This is a genomic window from Burkholderia sp. 10_S31, assembly GCF_056930375.1.
Map to the genome: position 1 here is coordinate 91,458 of NZ_JBXOWK010000003.1, position 26,848 is coordinate 118,305.

Sequence of the window (26,848 nt, forward strand, 5' to 3'; positions counted from 1 at the left end):
CAGTCGGTAGCGCGCGCGAACTTGCGCGTAAGCTACCGGCTCCAACCTTTGCATCGACTCTTCATGCAGGTCACTATGATGAAAAAACTGTTCCTGATCCCCGTTTTCGCGGCGCTGTTCTCGTTCGGCAGCGCAGCTCACGCGCAAGTCGACCAGTCGAACCCGCAGTCGCTGATCAAGACGGCGACGCAGCAGGTGCTCGACGAGGTCAAGCAGCAGACGATCAAGCAGGGCGACACCAACCGCATCATTACGATCGTCAACAAGGACATCCTGCCGTACACCGATTTCCGCCGCACGACGCAGCTCGCGATGGGCCGCAACTGGCGCACGGCGTCGGCCGAGCAGCAGCAGCAGGTTCAGGAGCAGTTCAAGCTGCTGCTGATCCGCACGTATTCGGGCGCGCTCGCGCAACTGAAGCCGGATCAGCAGATCCAGTACCCGCCGTTCCGCGCCGATCCGGCCGACACCGACGTCGTCGTGAAGACGGTCGCGATGAACAACGGCCAGCCGGTCCAGATCGACTACCGCCTGTACAAGACGGCCAACGGCTGGAAGGTGTATGACCTGAACGTGCTCGGCGCGTGGCTGATCCAGACGTACCAGCAGCAGTTCAACGAGAAGATCCAGCAAAGCGGCGTGGATGGTCTGATCAAGTTCCTGACGCAGCGCAACCAGGAACTTGCCGCCGGCAAGCAGGCGTCGTGAGCGGCTTCGCAGCCAGCTCCTCGCTGACCGTCGCGAGCGCGAAGTCCGCGCTCGCGGACGGTCTCGCGCGCATCGGCGCGGGTGCCACCGCCGTCGATTGCGCGGCGCTGACGCAGTTCGACTCGTCCGCGCTCGCCGTGCTGCTCGCATGGCAACGTGCCGCGAAAGCGCGCGGCGCGACCCTCGACATCCTCAATCTTCCCCCGAAGCTCGCCAGCCTCGCGCGCGCCTACGGCGTCGACGCGCTCATCGAAGGCACCGGGCGACATTGACCCTGTCCGACCGAAGCCTGCCGCGCCACTCGGCACGCGCACGCTTCAGGCCGCGCGCCTCCGGCGCCGGCTCCACCAGCCGGTTTGCCCTATAATCAAGCGTTTTGCGGGGCCGCCAATCGGCGTCCGGCCCCCATTTTCATTCGCAGCAAGCACAGAATAGGCGTCGCGGCCCTTGCGCCGCGCACAGTCATGTCAGCCATAGAAATCCGTCACGTCAAGAAGCGCTACAAATCGCTTCAGGCGCTCAAGGGCGTCAGCCTGTCGGTCGAGGAAGGCGAGTTTTTCGGTCTGCTCGGCCCGAACGGCGCAGGCAAGACCACGCTCATCAGTATCCTCGCCGGGCTCGCCCGGGCCGATGAAGGCAGCATCTCGGTGCGCGGCCACGACGTCGTCAAGGACTTCCGCGGCGCGCGCCGCGCGCTCGGCGTCGTGCCGCAGGAACTCGTGTTCGACCCGTTCTTCACCGTTCGCGAGACGCTGCGGATCCAGTCCGGCTATTTCGGGCTGCGCCGCAACGACGACTGGATCGATGAAGTGATGGCCAATCTCGACCTCACAGAGAAGGCCGACGCGAACATGCGCGCGCTGTCGGGCGGGATGAAGCGCCGCGTGCTGGTCGCGCAGGCGCTCGTGCACCGGCCGCCCGTGATCGTGCTCGACGAGCCGACCGCCGGCGTCGACGTCGAACTGCGCCAGACGCTGTGGAAATTCATCTCGCGGCTGAATCGCGAGGGCCACACGATCGTCCTGACCACCCATTACCTCGAGGAAGCCGAGTCGCTGTGCGACCGCATCGCGATGCTGCGTCGCGGTGAAGTCGTCGCGCTCGACCGCACTGACGCGTTGCTGCGCCGCTTCGCGGGGCTGCAACTGTACCTGCGGCTCGCGACGGGCGCGTTGCCCGCCGAGCTGCGCGGGCTGGAGACCGATCCGGCCGCGCGCGCGCCGGGCGAGCATCTGCTGCGCCTGTCGAACTACGACGACGTCGAGCGTATCCTCGCGCAATGCCGCGCGGCGGGCTGCACGTTCGACGAGATCGAGGTCCGCAAGGCGGATCTCGAGGATGTGTTCGTCCAGGTGATGAACGGGGCCGAGGTGATCGAGGGACTGGCATGAATCAACAACCCCCACGCGACCTGCGTTCGCTCGGAGGGGCGCAGCCCCCCCGTTCCCGCCAAACTCCAGAGCCCGGCGCTGTCGGGCGAGTGTCGGGAAGCGGTTTTCAAACGCTGTTCTACAAGGAACTGCTGCGCTTCTGGAAGGTGTCGTTCCAGACGGTGTGCGCGCCGATCGTGACGGCGCTGCTGTACCTGACGATCTTCGGGCATGCGCTGTCGGGCCGCGTCGAGGTGTATCCGGGCGTCGAGTACGTGAGCTTTCTCGTACCCGGTCTCGTGATGATGAGCGTGCTGCAAAACGCGTTCGCGAACAGCTCATCGTCGCTGATCCAGTCGAAGATCACCGGCAACCTCGTGTTCGTGCTGCTGCCGCCGCTGTCCTACAGGGACATCTTCGGCGCATACGTGCTTGCGTCCGTCGTGCGCGGGCTCGCGGTCGGCACGGGCGTGTTCGTCGTGACGATCTGGTTTATCCCGATGCATTTCGCGGCGCCGTTGTTCATCATCGCGTTCGCGCTGCTCGGCTCGGCGATCCTCGGCACGCTCGGGCTGATCGCCGGGATCTGGGCCGAGAAGTTCGACCAGCTCGCCGCGTTCCAGAACTTCCTGATCATGCCGCTGACGTTCCTGTCCGGCGTGTTCTATTCGACGCACTCGCTGCCGCCCGTGTGGCGCGAGATCTCGCGTCTCAACCCGTTTTTCTACATGATCGACGGCTTCCGTTACGGGTTCTTCGGCGCGTCCGACATCAACCCGCTCGCGAGCCTCGCGATCGTCACCGGTTTCTTCGTGCTGCTCGCGATCTTCGCGATGCGGCTGCTCGCGACCGGCTACAAACTGCGTCATTGATATCGACAGGCAGCGGCCGCCACGGGCGGCGCGCGCCGACAGGAGCCCCTCATGTTGCCGACTCCCGAACAGGTCAAGCAATACATCGCCGGCGGTCTCGCCTGCACTCATCTGGAAGTCGAAGGCGACGGCCAGCATTTCTTCGCGACGATCGTGTCGGCGGCCTTCGAAGGCAAGCGGCCGATCCAGCGGCACCAGCTCGTCTATGCGGCGCTCGGCGATCGCATGAAGCAGGAAATTCACGCGCTCAGCATGAAGACGCTGACGCCCGCCGAATGGCAGAACGCATAACCGGAACCACTGAGTGCAAGTCACCGTCAACGAGCGCGACGCCGTCCAGAGCGTCGCCACGGCACACCCGGCCGCCAACGGGGATTCACAGGGACAGGGGATGGACAAGCTGGTGATCGAAGGCGGTCGCCGGCTGTCGGGCGAGATCGTCGTGTCGGGCGCGAAGAATGCCGCGCTGCCGATCCTGTGTGCGGGGCTGCTCAGCGCCGAGCCGGTCGAGCTCGACAACGTGCCGAACCTGAAGGACGTGCGCACCACGCTGAAGGTATTGAACCAGATGGGCGTGAAGAGCGAAACGGACGGCTGCCGCGTGCAGCTCGACGCGTCGCGCGTCGACAACCTCGTCGCGCCGTACGAGCTCGTGAAGACGATGCGCGCGTCGATCCTCGTGCTCGGGCCGCTGCTCGCGCGCTTTGGCGAGGCGAAGGTGTCGCTGCCGGGCGGCTGCGCGATCGGCGCACGCCCGGTCGACCAGCACATCAAGGGTCTGCAGGCGATGGGCGCCGAGATCAGCATCGAGCACGGCTTCATCGAAGCCCGTGCGAAGCGCCTGAAGGGTGCGCGCATCGTGACCGACATGATCACGGTGACGGGCACGGAAAACCTGCTGATGGCCGCGACGCTCGCCGACGGCGAGACGGTGATCGAAAACGCCGCGCGCGAGCCCGAAGTGAGCGATCTTGCACACTTGCTGGTCGAGATGGGCGCGAAAATCGACGGCATCGGCACCGACCGCCTCGTGATCCAGGGCGTCGAGCGGCTGCATGGCGCACGCCATTCGGTGATTCCCGACCGCATCGAGGCCGGCACGTTCCTGTGCGCGGTCGCGGCGGCCGGCGGCGACGTGATGTTGACGGGCGTGCGCCCGCACATCCTCGACGCGGTGATCGACAAGCTGCGCGAGGCCGGCGTGTCGATCGAGGAAGGCGATAGCTGGTTGCGCGTGAAGATGGACCGCCGCCCGTCGGCGGTGACGATCCGCACGTCGGAATACCCGGCGTTCCCGACCGACATGCAGGCGCAGTTCATGGCCCTCAATTCGGTCGCGACGGGCACCGCGCAGGTCGTCGAGACGATTTTCGAGAACCGCTTCATGCACGTGCAGGAACTGAACCGGCTCGGCGCGAACATCACGATCGACGGCAACACGGCGCTCGTGACGGGCGTCGACAAGCTGTCCGGCGCGAACGTGATGGCGACCGACCTGCGTGCGTCGGCGAGCCTCGTGATCGCCGGGCTGCGCGCCGAAGGCGAAACGCTCGTCGACCGCATCTATCACCTGGACCGCGGCTACGACCGCATGGAAACCAAACTGACCGCCGTCGGCGCGAACGTGCGCCGCCTCTCCGGGAGCCAAGCATGACCGCGCCGCTGACCCTCGCCCTGTCGAAGGGCCGGATTTTCGAGGAAACCTTGCCGCTGCTGGCAGCCGCCGGCGTGCAGGTGGCCGAGGATCCGGAAACCTCGCGCAAGCTGATCCTGCCGACGACCGATCCGAACCTGCGCGTGATCATCGTGCGCGCGAGCGACGTGCCGACCTACGTCGAATACGGCGCGGCCGATTTCGGCGTGGCGGGCAAGGACGTGCTGGTCGAGCACGGCGGCTCGGGCCTGTACCAGCCGATCGATCTGAACATTGCACGCTGCCGCATGTCGGTGGCCGTGCCGGCCGGCTTCGACTATGCGAACGCGGTGCGCCAGGGCGCGCGCCTGCGGGTCGCGACCAAGTACGTCGAAACGGCACGCGAACACTTTGCCGCGAAGGGCGTGCACGTCGACCTGATCAAGCTGTACGGCTCGATGGAGCTGGCGCCGCTGGTCGGGCTGGCCGACGCGATCGTCGACCTCGTCAGCTCGGGCGGCACGCTGAAGGCGAACAATCTGGTCGAGGTCGAGGAGATCATGGCGATCTCGTCGCGCCTCGTCGTGAACCAGGCTGCGCTGAAGTTGAAGCGCGCGGCGCTCAAGCCGATTCTCGACGCGTTCGAACGCGCGTCGCAGAATGGCAATTGAGCGCATCACCGTAACGGAACTCCCATGGCCATCACCATTCGCAAACTCGATTCGACGAGCGACGGCTTCAACGCCGCGCTGCGTGCGGTGCTCGCGTTCGAGGCGAGCGAGGACGAAGCGATCGAGCAGTCGGTCGCGAAGATTCTCGCCGACGTGAAGTCGCGCGGCGACGCCGCGGTGCTCGAGTACACGAACCGCTTCGACCGGCTGGACGCGAAGAGCGTCGCCGCGCTCGAGTTGCCGCAGGACGCGCTGCAGACGGCGCTCGACGGTCTCGCGCCGAAGGCGCGCGCGGCGCTCGAAGCCGCTGCCGCGCGCGTGCGTGCGTACCACGAGAAGCAGAAGATCGAGTGCGGCACCCATAGCTGGCAGTACACGGAAAGCGACGGCACGGTGCTTGGCCAGAAGGTCACGCCGCTCGACCGCGTCGGCCTGTACGTGCCGGGCGGCAAGGCCGCCTATCCGTCGTCGGTGCTGATGAACGCGATTCCCGCGCGCGTCGCGGGCGTCGGCGAGATCGTGATGGTCGTGCCGACGCCGGACGGCGTGAGGAACGAGCTCGTGCTTGCCGCGGCGCTGCTCGGCGGCGTCGATCGCGTGTTCACGATCGGCGGCGCGCAGGCGGTCGGCGCGCTCGCGTACGGCACCGAAACCGTGCCGGCCGTCGACAAGATCTGCGGGCCCGGCAATGCATACGTCGCATCGGCGAAGCGCCGCGTGTTCGGCACGGTCGGCATCGACATGATCGCCGGCCCGTCGGAAATCCTGGTGCTGTGCGACGGCACGACCGATCCGAGCTGGGTCGCGATGGACCTGTTCTCGCAGGCCGAACACGACGAGCTCGCGCAGTCGATCCTGCTGTGTCCCGATGCCGCGTTCCTCGAGCGCGTCGAGAAGGCGATCGACGAGCTGCTGCCGACGATGCCGCGCCAGGACGTGATCCGCGCGTCGCTCGAAGGCCGCGGCGCGCTGATCAAGGTGCGCGACATGGCCGAAGCGTGCCGGATCGCGAACGACATCGCGCCCGAGCACCTCGAGATTTCCGCGCTGGAGCCGCAGCAATGGGGCCAGCAGATCCGCCACGCCGGCGCGATCTTCCTCGGCCGCTACACGAGCGAAAGCCTTGGCGACTACTGCGCGGGCCCGAACCACGTGCTGCCGACGTCGCGCACCGCGCGCTTCTCGTCGCCGCTCGGCGTGTACGACTTCATCAAGCGCTCGAGCCTGATCGAGGTCAGCGCCGAAGGTGCGCAGACGCTCGGCGAGATCGCCTCCGAGCTCGCGTACGGCGAAGGGCTGCAGGCGCACGCGCGCAGCGCCGAGCTCCGGATGAAGGGGTGACGCGCGCCGGAGCCGATGCCGACGCATCGGTTCCGGTCGACGAGGAGACCCTGCGCAGGGCGGCAGCCGCCGCCTTGCCGACCATTTGACGCCGGCGCGATGCACGCCGGCTTGACACCATGACGACGCCACAAGACATCATCCGCCGCGACGTGCTCGCGATGACGAGCTACCCGGTGCCCGACGCGAGCGGGTTCGTGAAGCTCGACGCGATGGAGAACCCGTATTCGCTGCCCGCGCCGCTCGCGGCGGCGCTCGGCGAGCGTCTCGCGCAGGTCGCGCTGAACCGCTACCCGGCGCCGCGCCCGGGCGCGCTGCTCGAGAAGCTGCGCCACGCGATGGGCGTGCCGGCCGCATGCGACGTGCTGCTCGGCAACGGCTCGGACGAAATCATCAGCATGATGTCGGTGGCGTGCGCGAAGCCGGGCGCGAAGGTGCTCGCGCCGGTGCCGGGCTTCGTGATGTACGAACTGTCGGCGAAGTTCGCGCAGCTCGAGTTCGTCGGCGTGCCGCTCAAGGCCGACCTGACGCTCGACGCCGACGCGATGATCGCGGCGATCGCCGAGCACCGGCCCGCGCTCGTCTATCTCGCGTACCCGAACAACCCGACCGGCACGCTGTACGACGAAGCCGACGTCGAGCGGATCATCGCGGCCGCGCGGCACAGCCTGATCGTGATCGACGAGGCGTACCAGCCGTTCGCGGAGCGCTCGTGGCTGCCGCGCGCCGCCGAGTTCGACAACGTCGTCGTGATGCGCACGGTGTCGAAGCTCGGCCTCGCGGGGATCCGCCTCGGCTATCTTGCCGGGCTGCCCGCGTGGCTGACCGAGTTCGACAAGGTGCGCCCGCCGTACAACATCAACGTGCTGACCCAGGCGAGCGCCGATTTCCTGCTCGACCACCTCGACGTGCTCGACGCACAGGCGGCCGAACTGCGCGCGGAACGCACGCGTCTCGCGCAGGCCGTGGCCGCGCTGCCGGGCACGACAGTGTTCCCGAGCGCCGGTAATTTCCTGCTGGTGCGCGTGCCGGACGCGGCGGCCGTGTTCGATGCGCTGCTCACCGAGCGGGTGCTGGTCAAAAACGTGAGTAAAATGCATCCGTTGCTGGCCGAATGCGTGCGGCTGACCGTCGGTTCTCCCGACGAAAACGCGCGCCTGCTGGCTGCTTTGAAAATCGCGCTGCCCGGTTGAGCCCAGGGCGCGGCGGCGCGCGACGATCAATCCCCATTTACATCAGACTCATTCAAGGAATTGCCATGCGTGTGGCGGAAGTCGTTCGCAATACCAGCGAAACGCAGATCCGTGTGAAGCTCGATCTCGACGGTACGGGCCGGCAGAAGCTGGCCACCGGCGTGCCGTTTCTCGACCATATGCTCGATCAGATCGCGCGACACGGTCTGATCGATCTCGAGGTCGAAGCGCACGGCGACACGCATATCGACGACCACCATACGGTCGAGGACGTCGGCATCACGCTCGGCCAGGCCGTCGCGAAGGCGATCGGCGACAGGAAGGGCATCCGCCGCTACGGCCATTCGTACGTGCCGCTCGACGAGGCGCTGTCGCGCGTCGTGATCGACTTCTCGGGCCGGCCGGGTCTCGAATTCCACGTGCCGTTCACGCGCGCGCGGATCGGCACCTTCGACGTCGACCTGTCGATCGAATTCTTCCGCGGGTTCGTGAACCACGCGGGCGTCACGCTGCACATCGACAACCTGCGCGGGATCAACGCGCACCATCAGCTCGAAACGGTGTTCAAGGCCTTCGGCCGGGCGCTGCGTGCGGCGGTGGAGCTCGACGAGCGCGCGGCGGGGCAGATTCCGTCGACGAAGGGCAGCCTCTAACTTCCGAACGGACGGACGCCAGGATTAATCTGACGGCTTCGGCGCGGCGCGCCGGCTTGCGATGGATCTGCTCAAATCGTTCATTTCGCTGCTGGCGCTGATCAACCCGGTCGGCGCGGTGCCGTTCTTCCTGAGCCTGACGGCGCAGCAGACGGACGGCGAGCGGCGCCGCACGATCCGGATCGCGTCGGTGTCGGTGTTCTGCGTGATGACGGTGACGACGCTGCTCGGGCAGCAGATCATCAACTTCTTCGGTATTTCGGTCGGCTCCCTTGAAGTGGGCGGCGGGATCATCATGTTGCTGATGGCGATCAACATGCTGAACGCGCAGATCGGCAACACGCGATCGACACCGGAGGAGCGCCACGAGGCCGAGTTGAAGGACAACATCGCGGTCGTGCCGCTGGCGATTCCGCTGCTCACGGGCCCCGGCTCGATCAGCACGGTGATCATCTATGCGGCGAACTCGCAGCACTGGTATGAACGAGCGGGGCTGGTCGCGATCGGCGCGGTCCTGGCTCTTCTGTGTTTTGTCGCGATGCGGCTCGCCGAGCCGATCGCGAACTGGATCGGCCGCACCGGCATCAACATCGCCACGCGGCTGATGGGTCTGATGCTGTCGGCGCTGGCGGTGGAATTCATCGTCAATGGACTGAGGGCGCTACTGCCTGCACTGAGATGAAAACTTCGATTGCGATTGTGGATTATGGGATGGGCAACCTGCGCTCGGTCGCGCAGGCGCTCAAGAAGGCCGAACCGGCCGCCGACGTGGCGATCGTCGACACGCCGGCCGCGATTCGCGCGGCCGACCGCGTCGTGCTGCCCGGCCAGGGCGCGATGCCGGACTGCATGCGCTGCCTCGGCGAATCGGGGCTGCAGGAAGCGGTGATCGAGGCATCGCGCACGAAGCCGCTGCTCGGCGTGTGCGTCGGCGAGCAGATGCTGTTCGACTGGAGCGCGGAGGGCGACACGAAGGGCCTGGGCCTGTTGCCCGGCAAGGTCGTGCGCTTCGAGCTCGACGGCCAGCTGCAGGACGACGGCTCGCGCTTCAAGGTTCCGCAGATGGGCTGGAACCGCGTGCGCCAGTCGCAGCCGCACCCGCTGTGGGACGGCGTGCCCGACGACGCGTATTTCTACTTCGTGCACAGCTATTACGTGAAGCCGGACAACCCGGCGCACACGGTCGGCGAAACGGCATACGGCGCGCCGTTTACGTCCGCGGTCGCGCGGGACAATCTCTTCGCGACCCAATTCCACCCCGAGAAAAGCGCGGAAGTCGGGTTGCGTCTGTACCGCAACTTCGTACACTGGAAGCCGTGAACGTGGCGCGCGAGCCACAGTCGACGGGGCGGAACACCCTGTCGTGCCGGGCTCTCGCGCTTAAGCGCCGAAAGAGTTGTACTAAACTAGCGAGACGGCGCGGCACCGGTTTGGCCGGTGCGCGCCGGATTCTTTTCATTTTCCACGACGACACCCGATTGCTATGTTGCTGATTCCGGCCATCGATCTCAAAGACGGTCAGTGTGTGCGCCTCAAACAGGGCGATATGGACCAGGCCACGATTTTCTCCGAGGACCCGGCGGCGATGGCCCGCAAATGGGTCGATCTCGGCGCCCGGCGGCTGCATCTGGTCGACCTGAACGGCGCGTTCGCCGGCAAACCGAAGAATCTCGAGGCGATCGAAGCGATCCTCGACGAAGTCGGCGACGAAATCCCCGTGCAGCTCGGCGGCGGCATCCGCAGCCTCGAGACGATCGAGAAGTATCTCGACGCCGGCCTGTCCTACGTGATCATCGGCACGGCGGCCGTGAAGGATCCGGGCTTCCTCCAGGACGCCTGCACCGCGTTCGCGGGCAGCATCATCGTCGGCCTTGATGCGAAGGACGGCAAGGTCGCGACCGACGGCTGGAGCAAGCTGACGGGTCACGAGGTGATCGATCTCGCGCGCAAGTTCGAGGACTACGGCGTCGAATCGATCGTCTACACCGACATCGGCCGCGACGGGATGCTGCAGGGCATCAACATCGAGGCGACCGTGAAGCTCGCGCAGGCGGTCGGCATTCCGGTGATCGCAAGCGGCGGCCTGTCGAACCTCACCGACATCGAGAACCTCTGCGAAGTGGAAGAGGACGGCGTCGAGGGCGTGATCTGCGGCCGTGCGATCTACTCCGGCGATCTCGATTTCGCGGCCGCGCAAAAGCGCGCGGACGAACTGAACGGCGAACTCGACGACGCCTGAGCGCGGTCGTTCCGTTCGCCGGGGCTGCCAGCAGGCGGCCCCGACCGGGCGCCTCGCGCGAGGCGCCCGAACCCGGCCGTCCGCAATCGGCCACCCATCGCGGCATTTGGCGCAACATCATGGCTCTAGCTAAACGCATCATCCCCTGCCTGGACGTGACTGCCGGGCGTGTCGTCAAGGGCGTCAACTTCGTCGAACTGCGCGATGCCGGCGACCCCGTCGAAATCGCTCGCCGCTACGACGACCAGGGCGCAGACGAACTGACGTTCCTCGACATCACCGCGACCTCCGACCAGCGCGACCTGATCCTGCCGATCATCGAAGCCGTTGCGTCGCAGGTCTTCATTCCGCTGACCGTCGGCGGCGGCGTGCGCGCCGTCGAGGACGTGCGCCGCCTGCTGAACGCGGGCGCGGACAAGGTCAGCATGAATTCGTCGGCGGTCGCGAACCCGCAACTCGTGCGCGACGCGGCCGACAAGTACGGCTCGCAGTGCATCGTCGTCGCGATCGACGCGAAGCGCGTGTCGGCCGACAGCGAAGCGCCGCGCTGGGAAGTCTTCACGCACGGCGGCCGCAAGAACACGGGCCTCGACGCGATCGAGTGGGCGCGCAAGATGGCCGAGCTCGGCGCGGGCGAGATCCTGCTCACGAGCATGGACCGCGACGGCACGAAGTCGGGCTTCGACCTCGCGCTCACGCGCGGCGTGTCGGATGCGGTGCCGGTGCCGGTGATTGCATCGGGCGGCGTCGGCTCGCTGCAGCACCTGGCCGACGGCATCAAGGACGGCCGTGCCGACGCGGTGCTGGCGGCGAGCATCTTCCACTACGGCGAGCACACGGTCGGCGAGGCGAAGCGCTTCATGTCCGACCAGGGCATCCCGGTGAGGCTGTGATGAATACGGAAACGAAATCCCTGCCCGCGTGGCTCGACAAGGTCCGCTGGGACGACAACGGCCTCGTGCCGGTGATCGCGCAGGAAGCGTCGACGAACGACGTGCTGATGTTCGCGTGGATGAACCGCGAGGCACTGGCGAAGACGATCGAGACGCAGCGCGCGGTCTATTATTCGCGCTCGCGCAAGCGCCTGTGGTTCAAGGGCGAGGAGTCGGGCCACGTGCAGCACGTGCACGAGGTGCGGCTCGACTGCGACGAGGACGTCGTGCTGCTGAAGGTCGAACAGGTGTCGGGCATCGCATGCCACACCGGCCGGCATTCGTGCTTCTTCCAGAAATTCGAAGGCAACGTGGACAGCGGCGACTGGGTCGCGGTCGATCCGGTGCTGAAAGATCCCGAACACATCTACAAATGACGCAATCGACCGAAGACACGCTGCTGCGCCTCGCGGCCGTGATCGATAGCCGCAAGGGCGGCGACCCCGAGCAATCCTACGTATCGCGCCTGTTCCACAAGGGCGACGACGCGGTGCTGAAGAAGATCGGCGAGGAAGCAACCGAAGTCGTGCTGGCCGCGAAGGACGTGCGCCAGGGCGGCGCGCCGACGGCGCTGGTCGGCGAAGTGGCCGATCTGTGGTTCCACTGCCTCGTGATGCTGTCGCATTTCGATCTGAGCCCGGCCGACGTGATCGCCGAGCTCGAGCGTCGCGAAGGGCTGTCGGGCATCGAGGAAAAGGCGCTGCGCAAGCGCCGCGAGCGCGAGGAAAACGGCGGGTGACGGCCGACGGCCTGCCGCGCCGGCAACAGTGCGGTAAGCTGTAAGAATTGTCATCTGACGAGGGTAGCATCATGACCGATACGCCGAGCCAGTTTCCGACACCGTCGGTGCCGAGCGCAGCGGACGCCGAGCGACTGAACGGTTTGCGCACGCTGACGCACGTGCTGTACGGCCTCTACGCGATTCATTGGCTGACGGGCGGCGTCACCGGCATCATCGCGATCATCATCAACTACGTGAAGCGCGGCGACGTGGCCGGCACGCCGTACGCCGACCATTTCGAGTGGCAGATCCGTACGTTCTGGCGCGCGCTGATCGCGTACGTGATCGGCTTCGCGCTGATGTTCGTGGCGGTGGGATTCGTTGTCATGTTTGTCACATGGATCTGGACGCTATACCGTATCATCAAGGGTTGGCTGTACCTGAACGACAACAAGACGCTCGATCCGCAGGCCTGGTTCTGACCGGCGAGCGGGCGTTTCGCAGGAGCAACATGAGTCACGATCCGAATTGCCTGTTCTGCAAGATCGCGGCGGGCGAGATCCCGAGCACGAAGGTGCACGAGGACGACGAATTCGTCGCATTCCACGACATCCGCCCGGCGGCCGAGACGCACGTGCTCGTGATTCCGCGCCGGCACTTGCCGACGCTGTCGGCGGCGAGCGAGGCCGATGCGCCGATGCTCGGCCGGCTGATGCTGCTCGTCGCGCGTCTGGCCGATCAGCTCGGCGTCGCGTACACGGGCGGCGAAACCGGTTTTCGCACGGTGATCAACACGGGCCCGGGCGGCGGGCAGGAGGTCTACCACCTGCACGCGCATATCCTGGCCGGCCCGCGCCCGTGGCTGCGGATGGGTTGACGTGGCGGGGCGTTTCCCCGCATCGATAGTCGAAGCCGGCGTGCCGCCGGCGATTTGCGCCGCGACGCGGCGTGGTTGAGGAGAGGTTTCATCATGGGTGGATTGAGCATTTGGCACTGGCTGATCGTGCTGCTGATCGTCGCGCTGGTTTTCGGTACGAAGAAGCTGCGCAACATCGGCAATGACCTCGGCAGCGCCGTGAAGGGTTTCAAGGACGGCATGAAGGAAGGCGAGACGCCGGCGGACGCGCAGCAACTGCCGCGCTCGGATTCGGTCGACGTCAACGCGAAGGAAACGACGCGTTCCGACTCGAACAAGGCATAACGCCGGCACGCTGACAGGCATTCGCGATGCTGGATCTCGGTCTTTCGAAGATGGCGCTGATCGGCGTCGTCGCGCTCGTGGTGCTCGGCCCCGAGCGCCTGCCGCGCGTTGCGCGCACGGCTGGCGCATTGTTCGGCCGCGCGCAGCGGTACATCAACGACGTGAAGGCCGAGGTCTCGCGCGAAATCGAACTCGACGCGCTGCGGACGATGAAGACCGATTTCGAGACGGCCGCGCGCAATGTCGAGACGACGATTCACGACAACCTGCGCGAGCACGAGAAGGACCTGAACGACACGTGGAATTCCGCGGTCGGCGGTCTTAACGAGGGCTCGGTCGATGCCGGCACGTATGGCTCCGACACACCCGCGGCGCCGTCGTGGCGCGGCAGCGCGGCCGCGCTCGCGCCGAAGCGTCGTAACTGGCGGGTGAAACAGGCGGCGACGCCTGTCTGGTACAAGCGTGCGACGACCCGCCGCACGCACGTGCAGTCGGGCGCCGCGCGTGTCGCGCGCCACCAGCCGGCCAGCCTGCGCCGGCCGACGCGCTTCTTCTGAGCCGAGCGCATGCTCGCTCGTCAATCCTACCGAGGGCCGGTGTGAGCGACCCCCAGCAGAACCCGGGCGACGCCCCGGAAGAAACCTTCATTTCCCATCTCGTCGAGCTTCGCGATCGCATCATTCGCGCAGGGCTGGCCGTGATCGTCGTGTTCCTCGGGCTCGTGTACTGGGCGCCCGACATCTTCCGGCTGCTCGCGCGGCCGCTGATGGAAAACCTGCCGAAGGGCGGCAGGATGATCGTGACCGACGTCACCGGTTCGTTCTTTGTGCCGATGAAGGTCACGATGCTCGTCGCGCTCGTGATCGCGCTGCCGGTCGTGCTGTACCAGATCTGGGCGTTCGTCGCGCCGGGGCTGTATCAGCACGAGAAGAAGCTCGTCGCGCCGCTCGTCGGCAGCAGCTACGTGCTGTTCCTGTGCGGGATGGCGTTCGCGTACTTCCTCGTGTTCCCGACGATCTTCCGCGTGATGGCGCACTACAACGCACCGCTCGGCGCGGAGATGTCGACCGATATCGACAACTACCTGAGTTTCGTGCTCGGGATGTTCATCGCATTCGGGGTCACGTTCGAGGTGCCCATCATCGTCGTGCTGCTCGTCCGGATGGGCGTGCTGACGCTGAAGAAGCTGAAGGAGATGCGGCCGTACGTGATCGTCGGCGCGTTCGTCGTCGCGGCGGTCGTCACGCCGCCGGACGTGTTTTCGCAGCTGATGCTCGCGTTGCCGCTCGTCGTGCTGTTCGAGGTCGGCCTGCTTGCCGCGCGATTCTTCGTGCCGAAGCCGACTGAAGAACCCGAGGCGGAGAACGGCGCCGCAAGTTGACGAAGGAATGGCGCGTGGCGGCAGGCATGGTGACCGCCGCCGATGCGCTCGCACTGCAATGTTGACGCAGGGCGATCGATCGAAAGGGGCGGACGGTGACGGCGAACGCAGCTTCACCGCGACGAAAGCGCTTCGATGCAAAGCAAAAGGGCAGCCGATGAGGCTGCCCTTATTCATTTCCGTCTGTTGTCGCCTGCAAGCGGTGCAGGCGCGCCACCCGGCGGGTGTTACTCGCTGTCGCTGTCCTGTTCGTCGAGCGTCTGCTTCGGCGGCGGCGGGCGCTTGCCGATCACGACGTTCACGTCGAACTCCTTGCCCTTGCGCACGACATGCACCTTGGTGGGCGTGCCCGGCTTGATCTGCGCGACGGTGTTCAGCAGCTTCGTCGTATCGGTGATTTCATCGCCGTTCACGCTCACGAGGATGTCGCCCGGCTTGATGCCGGCCTTGTCGGCCGGGCCGCCCTGCAGCACGCCGGCGACGATCGCGCCTGATTTCTGCTGGAGCCCGAACGACTCGGCGATCTCCGGCGTGACGTCCTGCGGCTCGACGCCGATCCAGCCGCGCGTGACCGAGCCCGTCGTGATGATGCTTTCGAGCACGGTGCGCGCGGTCGATACAGGGATCGCGAAGCCGATGCCGAGCGAGCCGCCCGAGCGCGAATAGATCGCCGTGTTGATGCCGAGCAGGTTGCCGTTCACGTCGACCAGCGCGCCGCCCGAGTTGCCGGGATTGATCGGCGCGTCGGTCTGGATGAAGTTCTCGAACGTATTGATGCCGAGGTGATTGCGGCCGAGCGCGCTGATGATCCCCATCGTGACCGTCTGGCCGACGCCGAACGGGTTGCCGATCGCGAGCACGACGTCGCCAACCCGCGACTGGTCCGAACGGCCGAGCGTGATCGTCGGCAGGTTCGTCATGTTGATCTTCAGGACGGCGAGATCGGTTTCGGGGTCGCTGCCGATCACCTTGGCGGTGGCCGTGCGGCCGTCGGCGAGCGCGACTTCGATCTGGTCGGCGCCGTCCACGACGTGCTGGTTCGTTAGAATGTAACCTTCCGGGCTCACGATAACGCCGGAGCCAAGGTTGGCGGCCGGTTCGTCCTGCTGCTTGCGGGCGTTGCGGTCGCCGAAGAAGTAGCGGAACAGCGGATCTTTCGCGCGCGGATCGGGCGGCAGCGAGCCATCCTTGCTGGAGAATACGTTGACGACGGCGGGCATCGCCTTTTGCGCAGCCTCGGCGTACGACGTGGTCGCCGGTGCCCCGCCGATGCCCGGCGCGACTTCCCGCAGCGCGACGATCGGCGTGGCGAGCTGCTTGCCGAGCTGTCCTTGCCGTTGCAGCCATTGCGGCTTGAGCGTCACGACGATGAACATCAGCGCGAGCAGTACGGTCACCGCCTGCGCGAAGAACAGCCAGAAGCGTCTAAGCATCTGAATGGATTAGAGGTTTATATGGATCGGATCGAACTTGAATTGTACTTGAACAATACCCTTGAAACCGCGCGCTTCAAGGACTATTGCCCGAACGGCCTGCAGGTCGAGGGGCGCCGCAAGATCGAGAAGATCGCTACCGGCGTGACGGCGTCGGTCGCGTTGCTCGAGGCTGCGCTTGAATGGGGGGCGGATGCGGTGCTCGTCCATCACGGCTACTTCTGGCGCAACGAGGCGCCGCAGATCACCGGCCGCAAGTACCAGCGCCTGAAGCTGCTGCTTGCGAACGACCTGAATCTGTTCGCGTTCCACCTGCCGCTCGACGCGCACCCCGAGTTCGGCAACAACGCGCAGCTCGGCGAGAAGCTCGGGCTGATCGGCGAACAGCGTTTCGGCGACGGCGACCTCGGCTGGATGGCCACGCTGCCGATGCCTGTCTCCCTCGAGCACTTCGTCGCGAAGGTCGGGCGCACACTTGGCCGCACGCCGCTCGTGCTCGGCGATCCGGAGATGCAACTGCGCCGCATCGCGTGGTGCACGGGCGCAGCGCAGAGCTATTTCGACGCGGCGATCGACGCCGGCGCCGATGTGTTCCTGACCGGCGAGGTGTCGGAACCGGTCACGCACGCGTCGGCCGAGAGCGGCGTCGCGTTCGTTGCGGCAGGGCACCATGCGACCGAACGCTACGGAATCCAGGCGCTTGGGCGCCACTTGTCCGAAGAATTCGATATCGAACACCTTTTTATCGATATTCATAACCCGGTCTGACTGACGGATTTGCGGCAGCGCATCGAAATTCCACAATGTAGTGGATGCTTAAAAACGAAATGATTTAATCGCTCCGATAGTGGGGGATAACCCTTAACTATCAATCACTTCGAAGGGATTTTCATCTCCGGGCCTTGTAAATGGCGACTCCATTCGAGCAAACTAGCGGCGGAATGGAAAGTCGTGACGGAAAATCCAACTCAGAAGTGGGGCGTGTGATGCGAGACAAGGAAGAGAAACGCGTCGACAGCGGCCGCCGTACCTGGCTGATTGCGACATCCGTAGCAGGTGGCGTGGGAGGCGTAGCCACCGTCATACCTTTCGCGGCGTCGCTTGCGCCGTCCGCGAAAGCGAAAGCGGCCGGAGCCCCGGTCGAGGTCGACATCAGCGGCCTGAAGCCCGGCGAAATGGTCACTGTGCCGTGGCGCGGCAAGCCGGTCTGGATCCTGAACCGCACCGATTCGATGCTGGCCGACGTGGTCAAGGCCGACAAGGAAGTGGCCGATCCGACCTCCGAAAAGCCCTATACGATGCCGTTGCCCGCGTATTGCGCGAACGAATATCGCTCGCGGGCCGATCGCAAGAACATTCTCGTCGTGATGGCCGTGTGTACGCACCTCGGCTGCACGCCAAGCCAACGCTTCACGCCGGGTCCGCAGCCGAACCTGCCGGACGACTGGCCGGGCGGTTTCCTCTGCCCGTGCCATGGTTCGACCTACGACCTCGCCGGCCGTGTGTTCAAGAACAAACCGGCGCCTCAGAATCTCGACATCCCGCCCTACATGTTCACGTCGGCAACGACCCTCGTGATCGGCAAGGACGAGAAAGGAGAAGCGTGATGGCCGACAACAAGGAAGTCTCCACGACAGGTCTCACCGGCTGGATCGATCAGCGCTTCCCGCTCACGTCCACCTGGAAGAAGCACGTTTCCGAGTACTACGCGCCGAAGAACTTCAACTTCTGGTACTTCTTCGGCTCCCTCGCGCTGCTGGTGCTCGTCAACCAGATCGTCACGGGCATCTTCCTGACGATGAACTACAAGCCCGACTCGACGCTTGCGTTCGCGTCGGTCGAGTACATCATGCGCGAGGTGCCGTGGGGCTGGCTGATCCGCTACCTGCACTCGACCGGTGCGTCGATGTTCTTCGTCGTCGTGTACCTGCACATGTTTCGCGGGCTGATGTACGGGTCGTACCGCAAGCCGCGCGAGCTCGTGTGGATCTTCGGTTGTGCGATCTTCCTGTGCCTGATGGCCGAGGCGTTCTTCGGCTACCTGCTGCCGTGGGGCCAGATGTCGTTCTGGGGCGCGCAGGTGATCGTGAACCTGTTCTCTGCGATCCCGTTCGTCGGCCCGGACCTGTCGCTGTGGATCCGCGGCGACTACGTCGTCTCCGACGTCACGCTGAACCGCTTCTTCGCGTTTCACGTGATCGCGATTCCGCTCGTGCTGGTCGGCCTCGTGATCGCGCACCTCGTCGCGCTGCACGAAGTGGGGTCAAATAACCCGGACGGTATCGAAATCAAGGCGAAGAAGGACGCGAACGGCATCCCGCTCGACGGCATCCCGTTCCACCCGTACTACTCGGTGCACGACTTTTTCGGCGTCTGCGTGTTCCTGATGGTGTTCGCGCTGATCGTGTTCTTCGCGCCGGAGATGGGCGGCTACTTCCTCGAGTCGAACAACTTCGTCCCGGCGAACCCGCTGCAGACGCCGCCGGAGATCGCGCCGGTCTGGTATTTCACCGCGTTCTACGCGATGCTGCGTGCGACCACCGACCCGTTCAAGATCGTGTTGATGATCGTGATTGCGCTGCTCGGCGTGCTCGCGCTGATCCGCGCGCGCGGCAAGTGGAAGGTCGGCCTGCCGGTGCTGGCCGCGGCGATCGTCGTGTTCATGTTCCTGACGGAGTCGAAGTTCTGGGGTGTCGTCGTGATGGGCTCGGCGGTGATCACGCTGTTCTTCCTGCCGTGGCTCGACCGCAGCCCGGTGAAGTCGATCCGCTACCGGCCGCTGTTCCACAAGGTGTTCCTCGGGATCTTCGTCGCGGCGTTCCTGACCCTCGCGTTCCTCGGCACACGGCCGCCATCGCCGGCCGCGACGCTGATTGCGCAGGGCTGCGCGCTGATCTACTTCGCGTTCTTCCTCGGCATGCCCGTCTGGACGCCGCTTGGCACGTTCAAGCAGCCGCCGGAACGGGTGCGCTTCAAGCCCCATTAACGTGAGCGAGGAGAGAACGACATGAAGAAACTGCTTTCGACGCTCGCGCTGATCGGGGCGACGGCCGTTGCGCTGCTGGCGGCGCCGGCCGTGCGCGCGGAAGGTAATTTTCCGCTCGACCGGGCGCCCGATAACACGGAAAATCTCGTTTCGCTTCAGCACGGCGCGCAATTGTTTGTAAACTATTGCCTGAACTGCCACAGCGCGAACCTGATGCGCTACAACCGTCTGACGGATCTGGGCATATCCCAGAAGGAGATCGAAACGAATCTCCTGTTCACGACCGACAAGGTCGGGAACACGATGTCCGTTGCGATGCGGCCCGACGACGCGAAGAACTGGCTTGGCACTACGCCGCCCGACCTGTCGGTCGAGGAGCGGGCGCGCGGCCGCGACTGGCTGTACACGTATCTGCGGAGTTTCTACCGCGACGATACGCGGCCGACCGGCTGGAACAACGCGGTGTTCGAGAACGTCGGCATGCCCCATGTATTGTGGCAACTGCAGGGGCAGCGCACTGCCAAATTCGAAGACAAGACGGACGAGGAGACGGGCGAGAAGGTCCACACGCTCGTTGGCTTCCAGCAAGTCACGCCGGGGACGCTGTCGCCGCCGGACTATGACGCTGCGGTGGCCGACCTGGTGGCCTATATGACATGGATGTCCGAGCCGGCCCAGCAGACCCGCAAACGCCTCGGCGTGTGGGTGCTGATCTTTCTCGGTGTCCTGACTTTCCTGTCCTGGCGGCTCAATGCCGCGTACTGGAAAGATATCAAGTAAACACGCCTGACCGGCGTGGGGCCGGCGCAAGGCGGAACCCGTGAAAGGGGTTGCGCCGCGTGCCGGCCCTCGGCTTTTTTGAGGAAACGCAAATATGATGGTTCTGTATTCCGGCACAACTTGCCCGTTCTCCCAGCGTTGCCGGCTGGTGCTGTTCGAGAAGGGCATGGATTTCGAGATCCGTGACGTCGACCTGTTCAACAAGCCGGAAGACATCTCGGTGATGAACCCGTACGGTCAGGTGCCGATTCTGGTCGAGCGCGACCTGATCCTGTACGAATCGAACATCATCAACGAATACATCGACGAGCGCTTCCCGCACCCGCAACTGATGCCGGCCGACCCGGTGCAGCGCGCACGTGCACGCCTGTTCCTGCTCAACTTCGAGAAGGAGCTGTTCGTTCACGTCAGCACGCTCGAAAACGAGAAGGGCAAGGCAGCGGAGAAGAACCACGAGAAGGCACGCCTCGCGATCCGCGATCGCCTGACGCAGCTCGCGCCGATCTTCGTGAAGAACAAGTACATGCTCGGCGAGGAGTTCTCGATGCTCGACGTCGCGATCGCGCCGCTGCTGTGGCGTCTGGATCACTACGGCATCGAGCTGTCGAAGAACGCTGCGCCGCTGATGAAGTATGCCGAGCGGATCTTCAGCCGTCCGGCCTATATCGAAGCACTGACGCCGTCCGAAAAGGTCATGCGTCGTTGAATGCAATGAGGGCATGACGGAGCGGGCGGCGCGGCTTGCCGCGTGCCCGCTCCGGGTTCGAGGATTGTGATGCAAGAGATTTCAACGAAGCCTTATCTGCTGCGCGCGCTGTACGAGTGGTGCACCGATAACGGTTACACGCCGCATATTGCGGTGAGGGTCGACAACTCGACGCGCGTGCCGCGTCAGTTCGTGCGTGACGGCGAGATCGTGCTCAACATCAGCTTCGAGGCGACGAGCCAGCTGCAGATGGGTAACGAGTGGATCGAGTTCACCGCCCGGTTTTCGGGCAAGGCGCACAAGATCGAGATTCCGGTGGCCAACGTGCTCGCGATTTATGCGCGGGAGAACGGGCAAGGGATGGCGTTCCAGGTCGATGTGGTGGCGGGTGAGGGCGAGGATTCGGGCGCGTTCGAAGACGATGCCGCGCAGGCCGACGAGGCCCGGCGTGACGAGTCGCCTGCCGTGCTGACGCCGGTCGCCGAGCGCGGTGCGAATGAAGAACCGTCCGAAGGTGCCGACGAACCGCCGAAAACCGACGGAGATGGGTCGAAAGGCAGCAGCAGGCCTCGCCTCAAGATCGTGAAATGAGGTAGAATCTCGCGCTTACGCCGGCTTAGCTCATCTGGTAGAGCAGTTGATTTGTAATCATCAGGTGGCGGGTTCGAGTCCTGCAGCCGGCACCAATAAAATCAAGGGGTTACGTGAATTTCACGTAACCCCTTGTGCTTTCTGGGCGTTGAAAAGTACATTTTCGGTACAGTCAGCTCTCAGAGCAGGTACATGGCAACCATCGTCAAGACACCTTCCGGGACGTGGAAGGCGGTCATTCGCAAGATTGGTTGGCAAAGCAAAGCCGCCGGGCACTTCGGTGCCGGCGGCTTTTTTGCGTCTGGCGCCCATGCACGCGCGCGGCGGTTTATAGCGCCTCTGGACGGCCGCCGCCTAGATGCATCCCATGGCTCGGACCAGCCTGCCGCAGGGCCGTGGCGGGCCGCTTGGCGCGTCGGCGGGGCATCCCAAGGGCCGGACCCCTGCCCTTGGGATGACGATTCAGACCCGGCGCGCGCAGTTGTGACCCCGCCCCACCTGCCCGCAAAAATGAACGTTTTTATGCACTCATGCGCCCAGTGCTCGGGGCCGCCCGGCGCGGGCCACGTGGCGATCGGCGGGGCGATTCTTCTATGCACTTTTACGCGCCCTGATTATGCAGTCTCGGCATTTCGTGATCGCGAGCGGTCTGCTCCCCTGGTCGCTCAGGTGAGGCTCGAGATCAGGTGACAGCCGCACGTTGCGCGGTGGCCGTGCCGAGCGATCGGGACGCCGTCGTCCGTCATCGACGGGTCACCTTCCTCGATGACGTTGGGCGACACCTCGGGATGCTGCGGGCACGACACGCGATCACCCTTGCGCGCGACGAAGCGGCCGTCGAAGCGCATCGTCGTGGAGCCCGTTTCGACCTTGCCGCCGTGGTCGGTGTCGTCGCCGACGCGGATAAGATTCATCATGATTGCCTCCTCACCGAATGAGATTCGTTGTCGAAATCCCGTCTCATCATTGGTAGATTGCATCAGGAAGCAAAACCACGGGAAGCTGAGCGCTATTGCGTCTGGATACCCATGTTCCAGTTATATATGGTTTGAATTTTGTAATGCTGAATCTCCCCGTCTCATTTTTTTCATCTTCCTTTTCATATTCTCCAATGGTGGCTGATTTACCATTCTCGATGTTCCCTGATAGGTAAAATTTCCCCGATTTCCCGTCGTATGAGTAATGGCCGATAATTTTTCCATCCCTCTGATTTAGAGAGGCATGGAGAGGGTGCTTTCCGATTGTACCGATGAAATCTCCATCGAGCGAGGCGGCGGAGAAATCACAATTGCTATAGCAAATGATGCTATCCGGATTCAAGCCGCTGCGAGTTTGATAGAGGAAGGTGCGTGTCCCATTGGTCTTTCCGTCTCCATCGTAAACAGTGACCCGCACTGCAGAAAACCCACCGGGGGCGTGCGACAATTTATCCGATTTGAATTCGGATGCAGGCAACTTTCCTTGCCAGTCATATGCCTTATCCCAAGAGAATTGATTGAGACGGGATGGTTCTGCGAGATTGTATTCACTGCCCGACCAGACTTCATGTCCGGCTTGAGTGGATTTCATCAAGTCAATGGAGAGAAATAATACTCTTTTGAAACTTACAGATTGATCATAAAAATCTATCGGAACGATGATCAGGCTATGATCGTTGGTGCTACTCTCCCGGATCAAGTAGTATTTCTGATTTCGCTTTGACACATATGTGGTGTACGTGGCGACATTCCTGTCGTCAGCCTTCATAAGGACTGTATTTCGCTCGCCGTCCTGATACATGACCGCGCCTTTGCTATCAGTAAATACGGTACACGTTCGTGAGTCAGAACACTCCTTTGCGAACACTGCCGACGATATCGTTAGGAGGAGTGTTAATGATAAAATGTATTTTGCTTTCATGATCTCGTATCGTTTATAAGCTTCTCAAATTTTTCGGCATATTCTGCGAATATTCTGGTTTTGTCGGATCCGTTAATGATGTGTCGGGCTCCAATGTAATCTTTCTTTGAGCTATTTAGGTAGTCGGACAGTGATGAGCCAGTAAATACGCCATCACGCATTCCGATTACCATAATCTTAAAGGCAGTGTCCCACTCGAGGGCGATGTCGGGATTTTCGACAAGCGGTAGTTTGAGTCGCCCTGCGAACTCACCGTACATCTTCTTCCACGTAATCTGAACCAGGCCACGGCCCCGATATTTGTAGTCGTCGCCTACCGATGTATTACCGTTGGCTTTGGCAACCTCCGGGCGACGTGCGGTCGGGCCGCACCCATAGTCGATTTCCGCTTTTGCCTCGCTGATTCCCTCGCGAATCGGTCCAAAGAAGATGCCCTTATGAAAATCGTACGATTCGACTCTCGATGTCGCCAGCATGTACGCAATGTGCGGAACGTTGCAGGTGTTGCTCGGGTCGATATAGAGCGTTTTGATTCCCGTAAGCAAGGTTCTTAGGTTCTGTTCTGACGCTTCGTTGACCGGGGGCGGGAGCGGTGTCGCGTTTTGGGGCTCTTCGTCTGTCGGCGGAGGTTCGAAATTGTTGCGGATGAGGTCGCCTAGCGGATCGCTATCGGCGGCGTTGCGCCGCGGCGGCACCGGCGCCTTCGGCCGCGGGACTTCCTGCTTGTCCTTCGCCTTTTCGCCGACGCGATAGTAACGATCTCCTTCCCAATACGGCATAGGCCCGATGTTCAGCTTGGCGCTGTCGGCTTGGGCGACCTTCGCCTGTTCTGCCGCCGACTGGTAGCTGTTGTGATCCATCGTGTGCATGTACAGGCTGAAGAACGTCAACGTCTCGTTCGGTGCCGGTTTGCTCGTGCTGGCCGCTGGCTCCGTACCAGAATTCTTAGCTGGATTCTGTTTCGGTGGTGGCGGCGGCAGTTGCAGTCGATGGCGGATCAACACGAAGCCGGTCGAGTACAGCGCGTGCCGGCCGTCCTGGTAGTCCTGCTCCGGATACTTGCTGTCGAGCCGATATGCGACGACTTCCCCATCGGCGATCGCGCGGACGCCGTCGCCTTGCTTCAGCTTCGCGCCCGTACCTTGGCCGAAGTGGATGCCGCCGTGCCACATGCCGTTCGCGCCAAGCGGATAGAACCCGTCTTCAGCGGCGGCCAGCGCCTTCATGTAGGTCATCGGGTCGGCCGCGTCCGCATTGTCGGCCGGTGTGAACGGAAAGGCCCAGTTCAGCGGAGCGTAGGGCGGCGTCGCGGGGGCGCTCGGTGCGGCCGCTGGCTTGGTTGGCGGGGTCGGCTTCGTGGAAGGAGGGTTCTTGCTCATGTTTCTCGGAATCTCTCGTTTTTTCGTTCTGCGCTGGGTGTCGGCCAGGCGTCAGCCGGAGAACAGCGAGCCGCGCCCGCCGTCGGTCGACCCCGGCGGTTCTGCGCTGGGTGTCGGCCAGGCGTCAGCCGGAGAACAGCGAGCCGCGCCCGCCGTCGGTCGACACCGGCGTCGACTGCAACGGGTCGCGAATCGTCCCGCTCGCCCCGGTCGGCTTGTCCCAGTTCCCGCATTTTTCCAGAATCTGTCCGGTCGTCACGTTTTCGATCAACCCGCCCTTGATGCTGATGTACGAGCCGCCGGCGCCGATCCACACTTCCTTCGCGGCCGTTAGAATCAACCGTCCGTCCGCGCTTTCGATCTTCACGTCCTGAAGACCGACCAGGGAAGCCGGGCCGCTCTGCGCCTGAATCTCCACAGGCCCCTTCGCCGCGAAAATCTTGATGCCGAGGTTTTGCGCGAACAGGCTAATCTTGTCGAGCACGCTCGCGAGCAGCGACTTGCCGGCCGCCAGGTTGACGTTCTTCGACGCTACCACGTTCGCATGCTGGTTCGCGGTGATGTGCACCGACTGCTGCGTCGACGCGGCGATGCCTTCGGGGCTCGACAGCAGCATCACCGGCTTCGAGAAGCCGTTCGCGTTGCCAGTGCCGCCGCCCGCTGTGCGCCCGCCGCTGGTCGAACCCGCGACCGTGCGCTGCGTCGCGTCGGTGAACGACTTCAGCGCGGCCTGGCCGTCCTGCAGACTTTCAGCCCGGTTCGTTTCGCTGGCCTTCGACACGGTTTCGAATACGGCTTCCGCGCCCGCGAGCGGCTCGGTGGCGGCCGTCACGTTCAGCGGCTGCGCGGTGGCCGGCTGCGTCGACACATACAGCCCCTGCTCGGCGCGCACGGCGCCGTAGGCGCCGGACTTCAGGTCGAAACCGTTGCCGAGGAACGCGCCGCGCGTGTTGCCGCTCTGCTCGATCAGGTAGTCTCCTTGCGAATCTTGCCGACGTATTTGCAATGGCATGCGGCGACCAGCATCCCGCCAATGAACGCGAGGGCGAACGCGGCGAGGTAGTCGAGGGGAGAGGGATAGAGCATGGTTCGTTTCCTGAGAATGGACGAACGCGACGCGATGCATCGGCATGCCGACGCTGCCCGATGGTTCGGTAATTGAGCGCTTTTGGCCGGTTGCGCGGATCAGACGGCACGGACGGGGCTCAGCGAATGGTGGAGCCGAAGCCGTGGCCGCATGTCAGACACCGATAGTTGTCAAACACGTTGTCGTCGAGCACGGCGCCGACTGCGGTGCCGGCAACAGAACCGGCTGCGCTACCGAGCAGACCGGCCACGACCGCACCGGCCAGTCCGCCGAACACAGCGCCGACCGGTCCGCCGATTGCGCCGAGGGCTGCGCCGGCTTCAGCGCCGGACAACGCCATGGCAAAACCGCTTGTTGCGCCGGCGACGCTGCCGATCGTGCCGCCGGTTTTACGACCGACATTGCGCGTCTCAATATGCGTCGAACCGCAATGAGGGCAGCCATGTGCGCCCGCTGCGGGCGAGGCAGTTTCCGTCGCCGGTTGGGGCGCATAGGAGAAATAGTCGGAGGGCGGCGGCGCGCGATGCGCCTCCGGTGTGGGCGAGGCAGTCTCGAAAATAGATTCATCGATCTGGGGCGGTGTGGACGACGAGCGAGCGGATGCTGCGGGGCTTGACGATACTGAAACAGGGTTGTGTAGCGCGTCCATCGCATGATCGGGATACGGTGCCTGCGCTTCCCATTCATCGTGTTCGTAGATCACAGTGGACGATGGCGAGGACGGGGCTGGGGTTTGAGGGGAAGTGGGACGGTCTTTGGTCGCGAGCCAGTAGCACCCGAACGCAAACATGGCGACGAGAACGATGGCTAGGCCGACAAGCAAGGCGGTGTAGAGAGTGGAATTCACGAAGTCTCCTGAGCGAAGTGCGCCGATGCGGAGGTGCGTCGGTGAAGCGGCGATAGTGGGCCGTGCTCGTGGAGGTGATATGTGATTAAAAAAATCTAGCTCACGAAGCAATCGGAAATTTTTTCCTGAAAGATTGTGAAATTCTGGCTCTTTCGCGCACGAACGTCGGGTCGCTATTTTTTCGAGATAGGTAGATATGCGAGGCGCACTATCGTCTTGTTCCGA

General features: G+C 64.0%; 31 protein-coding genes, 1 tRNA gene and 2 pseudogenes. 28 read left to right on the plus strand and 6 right to left on the minus strand.

Annotated elements, in window-relative coordinates:
• Window positions 1–78 precede the first annotated feature (78 nt).
• The 21 genes from AC1Z3W_RS20375 (at window position 79) to tatC (ending at window position 14,915) form a co-directional block, all read left to right on the plus strand.
• Window positions 79–708: an MlaC/ttg2D family ABC transporter substrate-binding protein gene (locus AC1Z3W_RS20375; protein WP_057924839.1), complete on the plus strand. Its 630-nt coding sequence runs from the start codon at window positions 79–81 to the stop codon at window positions 706–708.
• Entirely contained in the window at window positions 705–980 is a 276-nt protein-coding gene (locus AC1Z3W_RS20380; protein ID WP_057924773.1) for an STAS domain-containing protein, read from the plus strand. Before AC1Z3W_RS20375 ends, AC1Z3W_RS20380 begins: the two co-directional genes overlap by 4 nt.
• Before the next feature lie 192 nt (window positions 981–1,172).
• The gene (locus AC1Z3W_RS20385; protein ID WP_057924772.1) at window positions 1,173–2,099 is read left to right on the plus strand and encodes an ABC transporter ATP-binding protein; all 927 of its coding nucleotides are present in this window, start codon (window positions 1,173–1,175) and stop codon (window positions 2,097–2,099) included.
• Window positions 2,096–2,950 (plus strand): ABC transporter permease, encoded by an 855-nt coding sequence (locus tag AC1Z3W_RS20390; protein ID WP_242431758.1) that lies wholly within the window; start codon window positions 2,096–2,098, stop codon window positions 2,948–2,950. The genes AC1Z3W_RS20385 and AC1Z3W_RS20390 overlap by 4 nt, the downstream gene beginning before the upstream one ends.
• Window positions 2,951–3,001: 51 nt before the next feature.
• Window positions 3,002–3,241: a BolA family protein gene (locus AC1Z3W_RS20395; protein ID WP_006477131.1), complete on the plus strand. Its 240-nt coding sequence runs from the start codon at window positions 3,002–3,004 to the stop codon at window positions 3,239–3,241.
• Window positions 3,242–3,254: 13 nt separating this feature from the next.
• Window positions 3,255–4,604, plus strand: coding sequence for a UDP-N-acetylglucosamine 1-carboxyvinyltransferase (gene murA, locus AC1Z3W_RS20400; protein ID WP_483508363.1), 1,350 nt, complete (start codon window positions 3,255–3,257; stop codon window positions 4,602–4,604).
• A complete protein-coding gene (hisG, locus tag AC1Z3W_RS20405; RefSeq protein WP_006751807.1) occupies window positions 4,601–5,254 on the plus strand; it encodes an ATP phosphoribosyltransferase in 654 nt (217 codons plus the stop codon). The genes murA and hisG overlap by 4 nt, the downstream gene beginning before the upstream one ends.
• Before the next feature lie 24 nt (window positions 5,255–5,278).
• Window positions 5,279–6,595 (plus strand): histidinol dehydrogenase, encoded by a 1,317-nt coding sequence (gene hisD, locus AC1Z3W_RS20410; RefSeq protein WP_483508364.1) that lies wholly within the window; start codon window positions 5,279–5,281, stop codon window positions 6,593–6,595.
• Between the two features lie 119 nt (window positions 6,596–6,714).
• Complete coding sequence (hisC, locus tag AC1Z3W_RS20415; RefSeq protein WP_057924768.1) at window positions 6,715–7,788, plus strand: histidinol-phosphate transaminase; 1,074 nt, start codon at window positions 6,715–6,717, stop codon at window positions 7,786–7,788.
• Between the two features lie 65 nt (window positions 7,789–7,853).
• The gene (gene hisB / locus AC1Z3W_RS20420; RefSeq protein ID WP_057924767.1) at window positions 7,854–8,441 is read left to right on the plus strand and encodes an imidazoleglycerol-phosphate dehydratase HisB; all 588 of its coding nucleotides are present in this window, start codon (window positions 7,854–7,856) and stop codon (window positions 8,439–8,441) included.
• Between the two features lie 61 nt (window positions 8,442–8,502).
• Window positions 8,503–9,123 (plus strand): MarC family protein, encoded by a 621-nt coding sequence (locus AC1Z3W_RS20425; protein ID WP_057924766.1) that lies wholly within the window; start codon window positions 8,503–8,505, stop codon window positions 9,121–9,123.
• The gene (hisH, locus tag AC1Z3W_RS20430) at window positions 9,120–9,761 is read left to right on the plus strand and encodes an imidazole glycerol phosphate synthase subunit HisH (RefSeq protein ID WP_057924765.1); all 642 of its coding nucleotides are present in this window, start codon (window positions 9,120–9,122) and stop codon (window positions 9,759–9,761) included. The genes AC1Z3W_RS20425 and hisH overlap by 4 nt, the downstream gene beginning before the upstream one ends.
• 163 nt (window positions 9,762–9,924) lie before the next feature.
• Entirely contained in the window at window positions 9,925–10,680 is a 756-nt protein-coding gene (hisA, locus tag AC1Z3W_RS20435) for a 1-(5-phosphoribosyl)-5-[(5-phosphoribosylamino)methylideneamino]imidazole-4-carboxamide isomerase (protein WP_057924764.1), read from the plus strand.
• A 119-nt stretch (window positions 10,681–10,799) separates the two neighbouring features.
• A complete protein-coding gene (gene hisF, locus AC1Z3W_RS20440) occupies window positions 10,800–11,573 on the plus strand; it encodes an imidazole glycerol phosphate synthase subunit HisF (protein WP_483508365.1) in 774 nt (257 codons plus the stop codon).
• Window positions 11,573–11,989 (plus strand): phosphoribosyl-AMP cyclohydrolase, encoded by a 417-nt coding sequence (hisI, locus tag AC1Z3W_RS20445; protein ID WP_048251404.1) that lies wholly within the window; start codon window positions 11,573–11,575, stop codon window positions 11,987–11,989. The genes hisF and hisI overlap by 1 nt, the downstream gene beginning before the upstream one ends.
• Window positions 11,986–12,351, plus strand: a complete 366-nt coding sequence (locus AC1Z3W_RS20450) for a phosphoribosyl-ATP diphosphatase (protein ID WP_044845953.1) — start codon at window positions 11,986–11,988, stop codon at window positions 12,349–12,351. The genes hisI and AC1Z3W_RS20450 overlap by 4 nt, the downstream gene beginning before the upstream one ends.
• Before the next feature lie 71 nt (window positions 12,352–12,422).
• Entirely contained in the window at window positions 12,423–12,815 is a 393-nt protein-coding gene (locus AC1Z3W_RS20455; RefSeq protein ID WP_057924762.1) for a DUF4870 family protein, read from the plus strand.
• Window positions 12,816–12,844: 29 nt separating this feature from the next.
• On the plus strand, window positions 12,845–13,210 hold the full coding sequence (locus tag AC1Z3W_RS20460) for a histidine triad nucleotide-binding protein (protein WP_057924761.1): 366 nt from the start codon (window positions 12,845–12,847) through the stop codon (window positions 13,208–13,210).
• A gap of 93 nt (window positions 13,211–13,303) precedes the next feature.
• On the plus strand, window positions 13,304–13,534 hold the full coding sequence (gene tatA, locus AC1Z3W_RS20465; RefSeq protein ID WP_057924760.1) for a Sec-independent protein translocase subunit TatA: 231 nt from the start codon (window positions 13,304–13,306) through the stop codon (window positions 13,532–13,534).
• 26 nt (window positions 13,535–13,560) lie between these two features.
• A complete protein-coding gene (gene tatB, locus AC1Z3W_RS20470) occupies window positions 13,561–14,091 on the plus strand; it encodes a Sec-independent protein translocase protein TatB (RefSeq protein WP_057924759.1) in 531 nt (176 codons plus the stop codon).
• 41 nt (window positions 14,092–14,132) lie between these two features.
• Entirely contained in the window at window positions 14,133–14,915 is a 783-nt protein-coding gene (tatC, locus tag AC1Z3W_RS20475; protein WP_057924758.1) for a twin-arginine translocase subunit TatC, read from the plus strand.
• A 227-nt stretch (window positions 14,916–15,142) separates the two neighbouring features.
• Here tatC and AC1Z3W_RS20480 read toward each other — a convergent pair whose 3' ends face one another.
• Complete coding sequence (locus tag AC1Z3W_RS20480) at window positions 15,143–16,348, minus strand: Do family serine endopeptidase (RefSeq protein ID WP_057924757.1); 1,206 nt, start codon at window positions 16,346–16,348, stop codon at window positions 15,143–15,145.
• 21 nt (window positions 16,349–16,369) lie between these two features.
• Between AC1Z3W_RS20480 and AC1Z3W_RS20485 the strand changes: the two genes are divergently transcribed.
• The 7 genes from AC1Z3W_RS20485 to AC1Z3W_RS20515 all read left to right on the plus strand — a co-directional run bounded on the left by AC1Z3W_RS20485 (window position 16,370) and on the right by AC1Z3W_RS20515 (window position 21,506).
• The gene (locus AC1Z3W_RS20485) at window positions 16,370–17,116 is read left to right on the plus strand and encodes a Nif3-like dinuclear metal center hexameric protein (RefSeq protein WP_057924756.1); all 747 of its coding nucleotides are present in this window, start codon (window positions 16,370–16,372) and stop codon (window positions 17,114–17,116) included.
• Between the two features lie 218 nt (window positions 17,117–17,334).
• Complete coding sequence (gene petA, locus AC1Z3W_RS20490; protein WP_057924755.1) at window positions 17,335–17,955, plus strand: ubiquinol-cytochrome c reductase iron-sulfur subunit; 621 nt, start codon at window positions 17,335–17,337, stop codon at window positions 17,953–17,955.
• Window positions 17,952–19,334, plus strand: coding sequence for a cytochrome b (locus tag AC1Z3W_RS20495; RefSeq protein ID WP_124834822.1), 1,383 nt, complete (start codon window positions 17,952–17,954; stop codon window positions 19,332–19,334). The genes petA and AC1Z3W_RS20495 overlap by 4 nt, the downstream gene beginning before the upstream one ends.
• A gap of 21 nt (window positions 19,335–19,355) precedes the next feature.
• Complete coding sequence (locus AC1Z3W_RS20500; RefSeq protein WP_057924753.1) at window positions 19,356–20,114, plus strand: cytochrome c1; 759 nt, start codon at window positions 19,356–19,358, stop codon at window positions 20,112–20,114.
• 94 nt (window positions 20,115–20,208) lie between these two features.
• Window positions 20,209–20,820, plus strand: a complete 612-nt coding sequence (locus AC1Z3W_RS20505; protein WP_006400565.1) for a glutathione S-transferase N-terminal domain-containing protein — start codon at window positions 20,209–20,211, stop codon at window positions 20,818–20,820.
• Window positions 20,821–20,889: 69 nt separating this feature from the next.
• Window positions 20,890–21,411, plus strand: a complete 522-nt coding sequence (locus tag AC1Z3W_RS20510) for a ClpXP protease specificity-enhancing factor (protein ID WP_057924752.1) — start codon at window positions 20,890–20,892, stop codon at window positions 21,409–21,411.
• Between the two features lie 19 nt (window positions 21,412–21,430).
• Window positions 21,431–21,506, plus strand: a tRNA-Thr gene (locus tag AC1Z3W_RS20515).
• A gap of 570 nt (window positions 21,507–22,076) precedes the next feature.
• Here AC1Z3W_RS20515 and AC1Z3W_RS20520 read toward each other — a convergent pair.
• From AC1Z3W_RS20520 to AC1Z3W_RS20540, 5 genes and pseudogenes are all read right to left on the minus strand, one after another.
• A complete protein-coding gene (locus AC1Z3W_RS20520) occupies window positions 22,077–22,328 on the minus strand; it encodes a PAAR domain-containing protein (RefSeq protein WP_124834821.1) in 252 nt (83 codons plus the stop codon).
• Between the two features lie 46 nt (window positions 22,329–22,374).
• Entirely contained in the window at window positions 22,375–23,310 is a 936-nt protein-coding gene (locus AC1Z3W_RS20525; RefSeq protein WP_483508367.1) for a hypothetical protein, read from the minus strand.
• A 575-nt stretch (window positions 23,311–23,885) separates the two neighbouring features.
• Window positions 23,886–24,689, minus strand: a pseudogene (locus tag AC1Z3W_RS20530) (hypothetical protein); the annotation flags it as partial.
• Between the two features lie 124 nt (window positions 24,690–24,813).
• A pseudogene (locus AC1Z3W_RS20535) lies at window positions 24,814–25,662 on the minus strand (DUF2345 domain-containing protein); the annotation flags it as partial.
• A gap of 232 nt (window positions 25,663–25,894) precedes the next feature.
• The gene (locus AC1Z3W_RS20540; protein WP_483508368.1) at window positions 25,895–26,623 is read right to left on the minus strand and encodes a hypothetical protein; all 729 of its coding nucleotides are present in this window, start codon (window positions 26,621–26,623) and stop codon (window positions 25,895–25,897) included.
• Window positions 26,624–26,848: the final 225 nt, after the last annotated feature.